Below are 13,874 nucleotides of genomic sequence, written 5' to 3'. Positions count from 1 at the left end.
CCATCCTTGTTATTTAAAATTTAATGTAAATTAATCACTTTTTTGTTTGCATATATACACAGTTCATCACGAATTAATTTGTATGGCTAAAAAATAGCATTAGTTTATTCTATAATTAATTTCCCACTTCCCAACAAAGATTGATTGGCTGTAGCTCGATACAAATAAACTCCTGATGGTAAATTGCTACGCTTAATTTCGAAATTATGATCTAGTGTCTGAACAACTTGAACACGTACACCTAATGCATTAAAAAGCTCAAAATTAATCGGTTCTTTTCCTTCGTATCCTTGTACATAAACCACCGCACTTCTTCCAAACGGATTCGGATAAATATTGATATTAATAGTCTCCTTTTCTATTTCTTCTGTATTTACAGTTAAAATATGATTCATATCTCCGATTGTCAAAAAGGTATTGTTCGTCAAAACAGGAGCATTGTAATCAAAGTAGATCGAAGCACTATTGTTAATAACGGTTCCTATTGGCAAATTAGGCAATTGCTTGATTTTAAACTTAACAAATCCATGCGATAGAGGCTCATTGACATTGCTATCAGGGAGCATAATATTGTTGAATGAAAATTTAAGTGCTCGACCATTTTCTATGCTAAAACTGTATGAATGACTAGAGGCACCAATTTGTATCGAACTAAGATCCAAATAAGGCGATAAAGTATCTTTGATCACAATGTTCAGAGCCGTATCATTTCCCGTATTTTGAAAACGGATTTTATAATCCAACATAATATTTTGGTCGACATAATGCTGTGCTCCTACCCCTGCTGGGATGACTCGTTTGTCATTGGGATCATAAGAAGAGCGAACTTCTGCACACTCCACAGCAATATCAGCAGGAGCATCATTTTCAGGCAAGGTCAATCCTAAATTGAAAGCAGCACTATTATTTCCACAATTATCTACGACCGCATTGGGGTGGCTATTTCCTGGATGACCAGGACGTTGATCTGCCTCTAAGCGAATGGTATTGCCTGTAGTTGGCCAACAAATAACTGTAGAGGCTCCGCCCGCCAATTGAAAGGTTCCTGTATGAACCAAGACATTATTATCATAAATACGATAAGTAGACGTCCCTTGCATATTACCATTCGATGCACTCCCTGTATTCGTGATGGTAAAACAAGCAGCAGTATCGCCTTGACAAGTTCCCACAACCATCACCGAGGAACGATCCCAAACAGTAGAGTCACCTGGCAATTCGCTACAAGGATAATCTGGATATATCTCTGCTGTCACACATTCTATATCGCCAAAATTTGCATCACAACTGATTTGTGTCAATACATAAAAACTACCGCAAGCTCCTGGCGCTAAATTTCCGACAGGAAAACTCCACTGGCTAGAAGAATTGACCGTATAAGTAGCATCAGAACTTAAAGGAGTTAAACCATTGCTAAAGTTAACTTCAACATAAGCATTATTGGCAACGACATTACCACGATTACAATAATGTACGATAAAATTTTCGGTATGGCATTTTCTCAAAAAATTAGAAGCAACATCTACGGTCAATAATGGGCAATAATACGCCGCATCATAAGCAAAATCTGCAATGCCTGTACTCCCTCCACTAACTGTGACAGATTGTGTATTATTAGCTGGGCAACCTGCATACCAAAGATTGGTATTTGGATTAAATACATTAACGGTATACGTCCCATCTAGTACATTGGCTCTATAAAAACCATTTACATCTGTAGACGTATAAATTGGACCTGGTAGTATTTCAACAACCCAATTCTCTAAGGGCAAATCATTCGTTCCCATCACACAATCTCCATTCAAGTCATCAAAAATATTCCCTTCTATAATGTTGTCGCAGTTTCCTGAACAGTTGAGTGTTAATACTAATTCTGGACGAACAGCAGGATTAGAATGATCACTAGACCGAAACCATACTGATTTGTAGTGATTGGTTTCATCTTGTTGTTTGAGTAACATTCCATGATTTTGAGCTGGATTTGCCAACCAAAAATTCACCATATCAGTAATATCAAAACTATAATCATTGTACGGTTGACTATTGTTGCCTTCAAAAATATAGTCTGTTCCTAGATTGGTCGACGCATAAGTAGGTTGGTTTAACCAATTAACAGTATGCTCTTGCCAGCTCTGCGTAATTCTATGCAAATAAATATCATTTGGCAAACAGGGATGAATGGTTGAGTTTTGACCACAATGGTATGCGTTGGGGTTGTCGTTTCCATTGTGCATAATTAAGGTAGCATTGGTGACCGTACATCCCGCTGGAAGAGATGATAAATCAAACTCTAACAAAGAACGAATTGCTGCATGCGTTCCCCACCAAGTCCAAGCTTTGGAACGCAAATTACTGGTTGTTCCGCCATTGACTGTTTCGCACCAATTGGTACTCACTGCGTAAGATGAGGAACAACTTAAGCTATTGACTTCGGCATCTTTTCCTTGTATACCATCTGGTTGCAAAGTAATGGTGCATTGCGCATTGGTTGTGGCAGACCACAAAAAAGAACAGCAGAGGAGTAAAAAATAAATTACTTGCTGTGTAAGATGTAAATAGGTTTGGTTCATTTTTATCATTTTAAGAATCAACAATAATGTAATCGTCAAATTTTCACCAAAAGTGAAGTAGATATGAGGTATCTTTTTAATATAACGATAACTAATAGAAATTTGTGAACACTATTCCATTAATAGTTCACTAAAAATCATCATAATACACGCTTAATTATTTAAACTATTTCATTGCTCTACCAAGTAATGAGCCTGTAATATCTTCTTCTAAGGAGGTTTGCCAAATAAGCTTATATTGATAACATAAAAGAATAGCTTGGGAAGCTAATAAGAAGGTACTTTTTTATTTTTTTGCAAAAAAAGTTATCATCTTTGAAACCTTTCTAAAAAACAAACGTTAAGGTCAATGTAATTTCATTTAAACCGAACGGTCTAATTTGGTTTTCAAATATTTCATTCTATAAAATGGGTTATAAGTATAACAAAGAAGATATCATTGCATTAGGTTCTGAACTCATACGAAAGAGTGGGTATCATAATGTTGGTATCAATGAAATACTTAAAACTTGTGCCATTCCTAAAGGTTCGTTCTATAATTTTTTTAGTAGTAAAGAAGATTTTGTAGAGCAAAGTATCAAACTATATGGCTTCAAAAGCGTAGAATTAATTCGTTCTTTTTTGAATAGCAAAGAACCTTCTCCTATTCAACGGTTGCGTAACTTCTACGAATATATTCTTGATATCAATCACAAAGAGGGTTGTAATGCTGGTTGTTTGATTAATAACCTATCTATTGAATTAGCGGGTATTAATACACATATTGGCAAAATAATAGACCAACACTTTCAAGAAGTTGTTGAAGAAATTGCTCTTTGTGTCAAAGAAGGACAAGATCTTGGTGAGATTACCACCAAATTTTCTGCTTCTTATATCGCTGAATATATCCATGCGGGAATTGGAGGCGCTTTTTCTAGAATGAAAGCACAAAATAATCGAACCTATTTAGACAAATGGTATCAAATGACTTTTGAGTTTATTGCAGCTAAAGCGCATGCATAGATTCTGTCAAAATAACAAATAAGTATTGTTGATTAGTTTTTTTGACGAACTGCTAACGCTAATATGCACCTTAAGTAATTCTTATTGTTAACTTAATCATCTACTCCTACTTTAGTTTTTTCTATCCAAAAAGGAGCATTTTGTATTTAATTCACTTCTCAATAGTTCGTTGAAACCACGCAGTAGCAGCATAGCTAACTACTATTCTATATACTGCAAGGTAATTGAATGCAATCTTATCGTAGATTATTAACAGTCATAAAAGATTTACTTATTTTTTTTACAATTTCAAATTAAACAGACTGGTCTAATTTTCCAGTTTTATAATTATTAAAATTAAAACACAATTAAAACAATGAAAAAATTAGAAAACAAGGTAGCCGTTATTACAGGAGGTAATTCAGGAATTGGTTTTGCTACTGTACAACATTTCTTGGAGGAAGGAGCAAAAGTAGTGTTCTCTGGTAGACGCCAAGAAGCCTTGGACGAAGCTTCTGCTCAACTCAGTGGAGACTTTAAAGCTGTTCTAGCCAATCAAGCGAGTCTAGCCGATAACAAACGATTGATAGAAGAGGCCGTTAATACTTATGGCAAAATAGATGTTATTTTTGTCAATGCAGGAGTTGCTCAATTTGCACCTGCGGATCAAATCTCTGAAGAACTCTTTGACACCACCTTCGACATTAATATAAAAGGACCTGCTTTCTTATTAAAAGAAGCCATCCCTCACTTAAATGATGGTGCAAGTGTTATTTTCAATACCTCAATTGTTCATCAAAAAGGATTTGAAGGAGCTGGTATTTACAGTGCTACCAAAGGTGCTTTGCGTGCGTATGCTCGTGTATTAACCACAGAACTTGCGCCTAGAAAAATTCGTGTCAATAGCATCGCTCCTGGTCCTATCGGAACACCTATCTATGACAAAATGGAAGGGATGACACCTAAAGATGTTGAAGAAATGGGTGCTGGTTTTGCTGCTAGTGTACCTCTTAAACGTTTTGGTGAATCCAATGAAATTGCAAGTGCTGCTGTTTTCTTGGCTAGTAATGATGCTAGTTTTATTAATGGCATTGAGCTATCTATTGATGGTGGTTTAAGTCAGATATAAAGATAAATAAAAATAGACTTGGTGATTTTTTTTAGAAGATGCTCTCCTGTAGAAAGGGAGGGCATTTTTGTTTTAAGCTACCATAATAGCAATGTTAATGATTCTAGCAAAAAAAACTTTTTTAAAAGAACAAATCTAGTATATTTCTTTTCGAAACATTCTACTACAACATAAAAAACAATCTCCCCAATTATGTTGTTTAACTTCATAGAGTTTCAAAAATCTACCTAAGAGACTTTCTGTATTTTTAAGAGAAAGCAATTGCTTTATATTCTTCTTTAATAAAAAAACAACCCATTATTTCCATCAGTAAATAAAGAATTATAAAAGCCATTGTCATTCTGTTCTGTTGACAATAAAACAAGGAATGAATCCCAATAAACAATTTTTTAAATGTAATTTTTCTTGGCTATTTAATTGAATAAGGAGACATTAGCATTTTCAAAGCTTATTACACCAATAAATCATCAAAAAATGGCTTGATTTTAGTTAAGAAAAAAGTTGAATCATAGATTCTAAGTATGTCCCACTAATTTACTTAGAATTTATTCCCTGAGATTTTAAACACCTTTAAAATGAAAACTATTTTAATGGCATGTTTAATATGTTTTTTCATATTGAATAATGCTACTTATTCTTTTGCCCAAAACGATCCTTTTGGGTTTTCTCCCTCTAGTAGTCAAGACGCTGCTGCTTTATCTCCTAACGAACTTCCTGATTTTGAAGCTTATTGCAAAGATCCTGAAAACATCCGCATCCCTCCTATTCTTGCTAAAGAATTAGAATATGTTATAAAAACCAACAACAGAGAGCAAATCATTATTATTGATGCCCGCTCAAAGGAAGAATATGAAATTAGTCACATTCAAGGTGCAAGAAGAACTGGCTATAAAGATTTTTCTATAGAACGTGTTTGGATGGTTTCTAGAAAAGCTAGAGTCATTGTTTATTCAGCCAATAAAAACCGAAGTACTGTTGTTGCTCAATACCTCAAATTAATGGGTTTCACAGACGTTCAAGTACTCGAAGACGGCTTAATTGGATGGAAAAACGAAGGCAATTCTATTTATGATAAAAATGGTGCTACTGATAAAATTCATGTTGGCAATAGAACCAATTTAAAGTTAGTTAAAAGTGGCTTAGCTATCTACTAAGCCCACTCTTTGTTTATCCAATTTTTTTCAAGCGCAAGCTATTAGCAACAACAAAAACAGAACTTAAAGCCATTGCGCCACCTGCTACCATTGGGTTTAATAAAATGCCCCAAGCATAGAGCACACCAGCAGCAATTGGAATTAGTAAGATATTATAAATAAATGCCCAAAATAAATTTTGTCGAATAATCTGTAACATTTGCTTAGAGGTAGATAAAATTATCTCTAATTGCCTTAAATCATTTTGACGCAACACAATATCCGCACTACTAATAGCAACAGAAGTACCGTTGTTCATGGCAACACCTATATTAGCTTGTGCCAAGGCGGGGGCATCATTAATGCCATCACCAACCATCATAACGCCTTTTTGGCTAGCTTGCAATTTTTTAACAAAAGCAATCTTATCTTGGGGCAATACATTCGACTGATATTCCGTTATTCCCACTTCTTGTGCCACATGAGCTGCCGTGCCTTCGTTGTCCCCTGTCAACATATAAATCGTTTTGCCTTGTTGCTGGAGTGTTTTGATTGCTTCTTTGGCGTGTGCTTTTACCACATCGCTCAAACCAATAACACTCAACACCTCTTGCCCTTTTACAAAAAACACCAAGGTTTTAGCAGCACTCAAGCAAGCTTTTGCCACTCCTTCCAACTCTTTGTCAATGGTTATATTTTGTAGCTTCAAAAGAGCTTGATTGCCCAACCAATACAAATCATCTCCAACGGTGGCACTCAATCCAAAGCCAGAATGGTTTTCAAAATTTTGTATCACAAACGAATGCCTTTTTCCTTGCTCTTGATAATGCGCAACCAATGCCTTGGCGATGGGATGTTCAGACTCATTTTCTAACCCCCAGATAACTGCCTCCAAAAATTCTTGATTACTTAAACCTGATTTCCATGCAACAGTTGTTACTTGGGGTTTTCCTTCCGTAATGGTTCCTGTTTTGTCCAACACAATACTATCAATATCTTTGGCTGCTTCGATTGCGGCTACATTTTGCATTAGAATACCTTTTCGAGCAGCAGCTCCAATACCCACAGTAATTGCCGTTGGAGTAGCTAAGCCCAAAGCACAAGGACAGGCAACTACCAACACCGCTACAGCATTTACCAAACCTTCTACCCACATCCCATTTGCCCACCAAATCAAGAACGTAAACAAAGCAATCAACATCACTACGGGTACAAATACCGCTGCAATTTTATCCACCAACTTTTGAATGGGAACTTTAGTATTTTGGGCTTCTTCCACCAAAGCTATAATTTGAGCCAACACTGTATCTTCTCCGATTCGTTTTACTTCCATCGTAAAACTCCCTTGCTGCAAAATTGTACCTCCAAAGACTTTATCTCCTTGCTTTTTAGTTACCAAAAAAGACTCTCCTGTCAACATACTTTCGTCAACACTTGCTGTCCCCTCTACTAAAACACCATCTAGAGGTATAATATCACCAGGACGAATTTTTAATACATCTCCTGCTTGGATGACTTCTATTGGCAATTGTTTTTCTACTCCATTTTCTAGCAATTGCACCGTAGTTGCTTGCATTGCCAATAGTTCCTCTATGGCAGAAGAAGTTTGTTGACTTGCTTTCGTTTCTAAATATTTGCCCAACAAAACAAACACCAACAATACGCCAACTGCCTCAAAATAAACATGCGGCACCATGCCATTGGATTCTAACACTTGAGGAAAAAAGGTATTGAATGTACTAAACAAAAATGCGGTTCCTGTCCCTAAAGCCACTAAGCTATCCATATTTACCTTCAATATACTGGCTTGCTTGGCTGCACTAATAAAAAAACGTTGTCCTGTCCAACCCAAAATTGGCAGAGTCAAAGCAAACATAATATAATTGCTGTAAGGAATTGTTGGAACAAACATGGCTATAATAAAAAGAGGGAATGCAAAGACAGCTCCTATCAGAAGTTCTTTTTTTAGCGTGCTCAATGCTTCTTGTTCTCGCACTCGGCGTTGGGTATGGCTGTCTTTGTTTTTGGGATGCAAAACAAATCCTAAACGCTCTAGTTTATTGTTCAAAACGTCTATGGTGAGTGTGCTAATCGTTGTATCAACTGCTGCTGTCTTGGTCGCATAATTGACACGTACCTCTTTTACTCCTTCCATACGCCCCAAGACATTTTGAGCGCTTGAAGCACAGGATGCACAGGACAAACCTTCTATATCGTATATTTTCATGATTTTTTATTCGTTTTAATTCTATTAGATTATTCCCCGTAAGGGCATCGAATTAGTTTACTAATAATAGTCTGTTAGATCTTTAACCAACTGTTATCACAAAAATAGGGCATAAAGACTAAAAGTTGTTGCACAATTTTTAGAAGGGTTTGCATCATTATTACAACTTATCCAATTGCTGTCTTTTTTTATCTTTTAACTGTTTAAAATAAGTGGGTGTAAAGCCCGTTACTTTCTTAAACTGACGACTCAAATGCCCTACACTACTATAATTAAGTTTGAATGCTATTTCACTCAATGTCAACTCGTCGTACATCAATAACTCTTTGACTTTTTCAATTTTTTGAGCAATATAATAATGCTCGATCGTTTGATTTTCAACCTCAGAAAACAAGGTGCTTAAAGTAGCATAACTTTGTAACAAGGCCTTGGACAAATAGGAAGATAAGTTATCAACTAAAGTATTGTCATTGTGATGCACCAATTCAATAATAAGCGTTTTTATTCGATCTATTGTCTGTGACTTTTTATCACTAATCCATTCAAAACCAATAGCATGAAATCGTTGCAACAATACTTTTTTTTGCTCGTGGCTAAGTGCCTCTTTTAACGCTATCTCTCCTAGTTGTATAGATGTATAAGGAATATGTAATTCTTCAAGGATAGCTTGTACCATTATTGTACAACGATGACAAACCATATTTTTAAGATATATTTTCATTTTGTCTAATTATGTAAGGTTTCAAAGTCACTTCAAAACTCTTTGACGCTCCAATCGTTTTATTAAAAAGATATTGTTGCTATGTATTTAATAATAATAGTTCGTTGATTAGCCTCGCTGCTACTGCGTGGTACTCCGTGAGCGCTGCGCTTTTAGTTAGCTGCGCTGCTACTGCGTGGTTCCAACCAACTATTGGATTTAAGTAATCGTCCAAAAAAAATTCGTATGACTCAAGAAATATTAGACAATCCCAATCAACTACCACCACAACTACCACATAACCCTCGTCCACTAAAAACTATTATTTGGCAATTGGGTATAGCATCCTGTAGTCTCATTTTGTACTTCTTGGGCTACGCCTCTCTTTTGCTCAGTGCAGAACTTGGTATTGGACTCATTATTTTAACCCAATTCAGCTTAAATTATAAAGCAAGACCGTTTAAAAGTAACAAACCTATCGATATTTTACGTTTTCTAGGAGCTAATATGCTTCTAGTAGGTGTTTTTTTTCAATTGATTCCTTATCCTACAGCAACAATACTACAATCTATTGGACTTATTGTTCTCATCATTTATTTTCTAACTTGGGCACTCTATAACGACACCAACCAATACTTTTTTTGGGCATTAAAAATCATGCAAGCCGTTAGTATTGCTAGTTTCTGTTGCACGATTCGTTCTTATATGTTAAATGAAGTTAATAATTGGCTTTCTGTTAATTTTTTAATTACGTTAATAACACTCCTACTAGTTACTTTATATTTTTTCATTTATAAAATATTCCATCCCAAGCTTTTTATTCATTTACCTTTGGTAATTTGGGTATTCTTTATTCACCTAGGGTACATTAGTACCAAACTATTTTAATCCTAAATATGAAATATCTTTTATTAGGGCTTATCCTTTCAATCCTTTATTCTTGCCAATACAAACTGCGTCTAACAGAGCGACAAGCTCCTGAAGTAATTCAAAAGAAGATAAAAAAAGCAAAGTGGGCTCCTTATTTAGATTTTCATTTTAATACTGATCCGCTAGGAACAACTGTATTTTCTGATTTTAATAAAGGAAAATTTAAAAAGCTCTATATACATTTAAAAGATAGCACTTATGGACAAAATACCTTAAACCAACTGTCCAAGGTCAAAGGCGTCAAACAATTAAAAATCGTCGTAGACCGCCCCCACCATTATGATTTCAGAGCCGCTTTGCAGCTTCCTAAGCTAACGCATTTTACGCTTTACAATGTCAAAAGTTTGCGAAGAGATTCCATTTATCATTTCACCCGATATGGTGCTTCTCCTTTAGCGTTTGATAGTCTACACCAAGCCATTCAAGCCAATTTTAAGCAACGTGGAATTTCTCGAATTATCGATGAGCTTCATACTTCAGCAGCAGCATCTAAGCTAAAAGTAGTTGACTATTCTAATAATCATTTGACTTATTTTCCGACTAATTTAGCCCAATTGCCTCGATTAGAACAGCTCAAATTAACCTATAATCAAATCCGAGAACTACCACATGACTGGAGTGGTTTTGTTAAGTTGAAATTACTCAATTTGTATCGCAACAATTTGGATAGTGTGCCCTTGTCCTTTGGGCAATTAAGTGCGCTTCAAGAACTGAATATCAATTCAAATCGACTAAAAACGTTTCCAATTGCCATAACATCGCTTCCTTCTTTAGAAACCCTCAATTTAGGTTCAAATAAAATTCAAACCCTGCCTAAAAACATTGTTAATATGATACAATTAAAACGCTTGGATTTGAGTGTGAACCCATTTTACAAAATTCCAGAACTAATTACTCAAATTCCTAATTTAGAGCATCTCGATTTTAGTTCTACCAAACTCCTACACATTCCAACTTATATTAAAAACATGCCTAAAATTAAGGTATTGGATTTAATGGATAATGAATTAACCGTGCTTCCCCCTGAGTTGTTTGAACTGATTTCCTTAGAAAGTTTGGATTTGATGGATAATAAAATAGAGCAAATTTCATCCAATTTGGGTGCCCTCCAAAACTTACAAGAGTTGGATTTAAGTTTTAACAAAATTGCACAACTTCCTAGTTCTATTGGCAATTTACAACAATTAAAAACATTAGACTTGCGTAGCAATCCACTCAAGAGCTTGCCCGAAACCATTGGAAAATTAAAACGATTGGAAAATTTTTATTTGTATAACAATGCGGTAACTGACTTGCCCGCTTCTTTTGCGCAACTCAAGAGCTTAAAACAAGTTGCCCTATCCAATAATAAGATGCCTTCCTTACCTGCGGTCGTTAGCCATTGGAAAAATCTTGTCGCTTTAGATTTGTCATACAATCAAATCAGCACCTTGCCTGAAGATTTTAAGCAACTACAACGATTGCGACAGCTAAAATTACAAGAAAATAAAATAACAGCGTTTCCTAAAGTATTGACTCAATGCAAAACATTGGTAGTACTCAACTTAGGTAGCAATCAAATTAAAGAAATCCCGAAAGAGATTACCCAACTTCAACAATTAGTCAGTTTAGATTTGAGTTTTAATCAAATTACAAGCATTCCTGAAGAAATTACACAACTGAAAAAATTGCGCCGTTTGACGCTTAATTTTAATCCAATTTCGAAAGAAGAAATTGAAGCCTTGCGAAAAAAGATGCCTTATACAAGAATTATCTTCTAACACAGGTACAATATAGGAGTTGGTTAATCCTATTTAATAAGAAAATGGCAACACCCAGTCTTTCTGACCAATTCCTCTTGACTTCGTTGCTAGGTTTACAGTAGGGTCTATCAGACGTTGACTAACTCGACCGTTCATGGCTACATACACATCTGCTCGAACAATTGGTTCCTGAATGGTATAACGGTGGGCATATCGTTTCGCTATATAATGAGCAAACTGTAAGATATGATCTGGTCGAATCGCCATTCTTTTTTCTTGAAAAGCGGTTAAGAATTCTTGATTGGAAACGACCCAATGTCGCTTTGTATCGGGGTCTTCAACATAAAAAGTAGCCATTCCTTCTTTCTCTAGCAACATGACACGCCAAGAAAATCGATAACCTTCTTCTGTCCATAATATATTGCCTCCATAGAGTACATGGTGCCGCAAAGGCAGCAATATTTGAACGATAAAGTGCCCTATAAAAAAATATTTTAGATAAGTCGGTGTTATACAATCCACTTGATTCTTTTGCAACTTTACGCCTAATTTTTTTAAGAATTTTTCTTGAGCTATAGGGTCAAAAAATACAACCGTACTAAAAATCATCAAAATTGGAAACAGTCCAATATTAAACAGCAATCCTGTTAGCGTATGAAATACAACGACCATCCCATACCCCCACTTCCTAGTTTTTGAAAACCACAACCAAACGACTATGGTTAGATCAAATAATAAGCCACACCAACTCATGAGTAAATGGGTCGCATGATATTGAAAAAAAGTGCCTATTATTGGAAAATCTTGACTTTGTAGTAACCAAATTTTTAAGGGCATGGCATTGAATACCCAATCCGAATTCATCTTTGCAACTGCTGCAAACAAATAAATAATAGCAACTTGCCCTTGAAAAACAGCAATATACCCATAGGGCATCTTGTGCCGTTGCCAGGAAGGTTTGCGCCAAGTATCTACAGAACAAGCCGCATGAGCAGGTAAACAACCTAAAAAAAAGGCAAAAATAGATATGGCGTAATAATGATTGATATAGTTGGTAGCATCTAAGAGGTGCAAATAAGTAAATACAAAGAAAAAACTCCAAATAGCGACTCGATAAAATGCCCCCAGTAATATTCCCAAAGCACTCAAAAACCAAAGACCATATAAGATATAAATGCCTTGTTCTCCAACAAATCCAACCCACTCAAAACCATAGTATTTGAAAAAAAATTGTGGCTCTAAATAACGACTTTGTATATCTCCTTTGCTAATAGACCACAGGCATCCATAGCATACCATTATGCCAAATAGTATCCTATAAACAATCAAAGGTGCAATCGAAATAGGACGCTCTAGATATGTTTTTATGCTGTTCAAGTTTTACGAATGTTATGAAGCTTTGCTTTCTTGTAATAATTAGCTCTGCTGCTACTAGGAATTCGTTGATTCTTTATAGGCTGTTTTAAATTGAAGGATTACTAAAATTAAGACAATAATCAATTCCATTATGAAATAAACCAAACCTAATGCTGTCAGTTGAGCATAATGATGGACAACCAAACAAGTGGATAAAATGCAATACAATAAATTCGCTGTTGCTATTCCTTTTAGAAATAATAACACTTGCTTCTTAACCTTCAGATAACAAATTAAATCGTACAAAGCAAAAAGGCAAGGCAAAAAAGCCAATAAATACAAAGTAGAAACTGGCATTCCTACAATAGGTTCGAACCGAACTAATACAACACCCAATAAAAAAGCAGATAATAAAGCTCCAAAGCCATCTATAAGAAATAAAGTTTTAGGTTGTAGTTTCATGATTTATGGCGTGTTTTCGCACAAAAGTATTTTGTACAACTTGATTAGAGAACAATTGGGTGTCGATGCATTCAAAGTCTAAAACGGAGGGAAGTTCTGCAAACAATGGAAATCCACCACCCAACAGTTTAGGAATAATTGTGATGGTCATACGATCGACTAAGTCTTCTTTCAAAAAACTTTGAATGGTTTTCCCTCCATCTATATAAAGCTTATAAAAGCCTTTTTGATGAATTTGCTCCAAAATTTCACCGACTGTGCCTTTCACCAAATACACCTTATCCTTTAACGAAGCTGGAACCTCTTTCAATGTCCTACTCCATACAAAGACAGGTTTTTGATAAGGCCAATCAATATCAAAACTGCAAACCGTCTCGAAAGTAACTCTTCCCATAACCAATGCATCTATACTTGCTGTAAGATCAGCATAGCCCATATCTGAATTTTCTGGATTGGGAATAGAATGCAACCAATCTAATCCTCCATTTTGATCTGCTATATAGCCATCTAGACTAGTAGCAATATATACCTTATTTTCTTTTTTCATATCATTGAGTTATTTTAAATCGACCTCCCAAAACTTTTATTTAGGTTATTGTTTGTTCCATAAGATTATCTAGGTAAGTAGTTATTCAAAGATAATT

General features: G+C 35.4%; 11 protein-coding genes. 5 read left to right on the top strand and 6 right to left on the bottom strand.

The annotated features are described in order from the left end of the window. Positions 1–104: 104 nt before the first annotated feature. A complete protein-coding gene (locus tag CG11_RS12560; RefSeq protein WP_052596686.1) occupies positions 105–2,570 on the bottom strand; it encodes a DNRLRE domain-containing protein in 2,466 nt (821 codons plus the stop codon). 408 nt (positions 2,571–2,978) lie between these two features. Between CG11_RS12560 and CG11_RS12555 the strand changes: the two genes are divergently transcribed. The 3 genes from CG11_RS12555 to CG11_RS12545 all read left to right on the top strand — a co-directional run bounded on the left by CG11_RS12555 (position 2,979) and on the right by CG11_RS12545 (position 5,834). After that, positions 2,979–3,572, top strand: a complete 594-nt coding sequence (locus CG11_RS12555) for a TetR/AcrR family transcriptional regulator (protein WP_052596684.1) — start codon at positions 2,979–2,981, stop codon at positions 3,570–3,572. Positions 3,573–3,927: 355 nt separating this feature from the next. After that, on the top strand, positions 3,928–4,680 hold the full coding sequence (locus CG11_RS12550; protein ID WP_052596682.1) for an SDR family oxidoreductase: 753 nt from the start codon (positions 3,928–3,930) through the stop codon (positions 4,678–4,680). A gap of 590 nt (positions 4,681–5,270) precedes the next feature. Further along, a complete protein-coding gene (locus CG11_RS12545; protein ID WP_197043840.1) occupies positions 5,271–5,834 on the top strand; it encodes a rhodanese-like domain-containing protein in 564 nt (187 codons plus the stop codon). Between the two features lie 13 nt (positions 5,835–5,847). Here CG11_RS12545 and CG11_RS12540 read toward each other — a convergent pair whose 3' ends face one another. Both CG11_RS12540 and CG11_RS12535 read right to left on the bottom strand, forming a co-directional pair. Next, positions 5,848–8,040, bottom strand: a complete 2,193-nt coding sequence (locus CG11_RS12540; protein WP_052596679.1) for a cation-translocating P-type ATPase — start codon at positions 8,038–8,040, stop codon at positions 5,848–5,850. A gap of 160 nt (positions 8,041–8,200) precedes the next feature. Continuing rightward, positions 8,201–8,761, bottom strand: a complete 561-nt coding sequence (locus CG11_RS12535; RefSeq protein WP_052596677.1) for an AraC family transcriptional regulator — start codon at positions 8,759–8,761, stop codon at positions 8,201–8,203. Between the two features lie 225 nt (positions 8,762–8,986). Here CG11_RS12535 and CG11_RS12530 point away from each other — a divergent pair, with 225 nt between their 5' ends. Continuing rightward, positions 8,987–9,628 carry a hypothetical protein gene (locus CG11_RS12530; protein WP_052596675.1) on the top strand — a complete coding sequence of 214 codons (642 nt, stop codon included), beginning with the start codon at positions 8,987–8,989 and terminating at the stop codon, positions 9,626–9,628. Between the two features lie 8 nt (positions 9,629–9,636). After that, positions 9,637–11,430 (top strand): leucine-rich repeat domain-containing protein, encoded by a 1,794-nt coding sequence (locus CG11_RS12525; RefSeq protein ID WP_052596674.1) that lies wholly within the window; start codon positions 9,637–9,639, stop codon positions 11,428–11,430. 33 nt (positions 11,431–11,463) lie between these two features. Here CG11_RS12525 and CG11_RS12520 read toward each other — a convergent pair whose 3' ends face one another. The 3 genes from CG11_RS12520 to CG11_RS12510 are packed head-to-tail and all read right to left on the bottom strand — an operon-like array spanning position 11,464 to position 13,777. Next, positions 11,464–12,789 carry an HTTM domain-containing protein gene (locus CG11_RS12520; RefSeq protein ID WP_052596673.1) on the bottom strand — a complete coding sequence of 442 codons (1,326 nt, stop codon included), beginning with the start codon at positions 12,787–12,789 and terminating at the stop codon, positions 11,464–11,466. Positions 12,790–12,843: 54 nt separating this feature from the next. After that, a complete protein-coding gene (locus CG11_RS12515) occupies positions 12,844–13,230 on the bottom strand; it encodes a hypothetical protein (protein ID WP_052596671.1) in 387 nt (128 codons plus the stop codon). Then, positions 13,214–13,777 (bottom strand): dihydrofolate reductase family protein, encoded by a 564-nt coding sequence (locus CG11_RS12510; protein WP_052596669.1) that lies wholly within the window; start codon positions 13,775–13,777, stop codon positions 13,214–13,216. The genes CG11_RS12515 and CG11_RS12510 overlap by 17 nt, the downstream gene beginning before the upstream one ends. Between the last annotated feature and the right edge of the window lie 97 nt (positions 13,778–13,874).

The organism is Aureispira sp. CCB-QB1 (assembly GCF_000724545.1).
Classification (GTDB): Bacteria; Bacteroidota; Bacteroidia; order Chitinophagales; family Saprospiraceae; genus Aureispira.
This window is presented reverse-complemented; position numbering and strand designations above follow the sequence as displayed.

What these genes read in the sequence shown, in the direction of transcription:
- CG11_RS12560 (WP_052596686.1), bottom strand. Translation starts at nt 2,570, where the DNA reads ATGAACCAAACCTATTTACATCTTACACAGCAAGTAATTTATTTTTTA.
- CG11_RS12555 (WP_052596684.1), top strand. Translation starts at nt 2,979, where the DNA reads ATGGGTTATAAGTATAACAAAGAAGATATCATTGCATTAGGTTCTGAA.
- CG11_RS12550 (WP_052596682.1), top strand. Translation starts at nt 3,928, where the DNA reads ATGAAAAAATTAGAAAACAAGGTAGCCGTTATTACAGGAGGTAATTCA.
- CG11_RS12545 (WP_197043840.1), top strand. Translation starts at nt 5,271, where the DNA reads ATGGCATGTTTAATATGTTTTTTCATATTGAATAATGCTACTTATTCT.
- CG11_RS12540 (WP_052596679.1), bottom strand. Translation starts at nt 8,040, where the DNA reads ATGAAAATATACGATATAGAAGGTTTGTCCTGTGCATCCTGTGCTTCA.
- CG11_RS12535 (WP_052596677.1), bottom strand. Translation starts at nt 8,761, where the DNA reads ATGAAAATATATCTTAAAAATATGGTTTGTCATCGTTGTACAATAATG.
- CG11_RS12530 (WP_052596675.1), top strand. Translation starts at nt 8,987, where the DNA reads ATGACTCAAGAAATATTAGACAATCCCAATCAACTACCACCACAACTA.
- CG11_RS12525 (WP_052596674.1), top strand. Translation starts at nt 9,637, where the DNA reads ATGAAATATCTTTTATTAGGGCTTATCCTTTCAATCCTTTATTCTTGC.
- CG11_RS12515 (WP_052596671.1), bottom strand. Translation starts at nt 13,230, where the DNA reads ATGAAACTACAACCTAAAACTTTATTTCTTATAGATGGCTTTGGAGCT.
- CG11_RS12510 (WP_052596669.1), bottom strand. Translation starts at nt 13,777, where the DNA reads ATGAAAAAAGAAAATAAGGTATATATTGCTACTAGTCTAGATGGCTAT.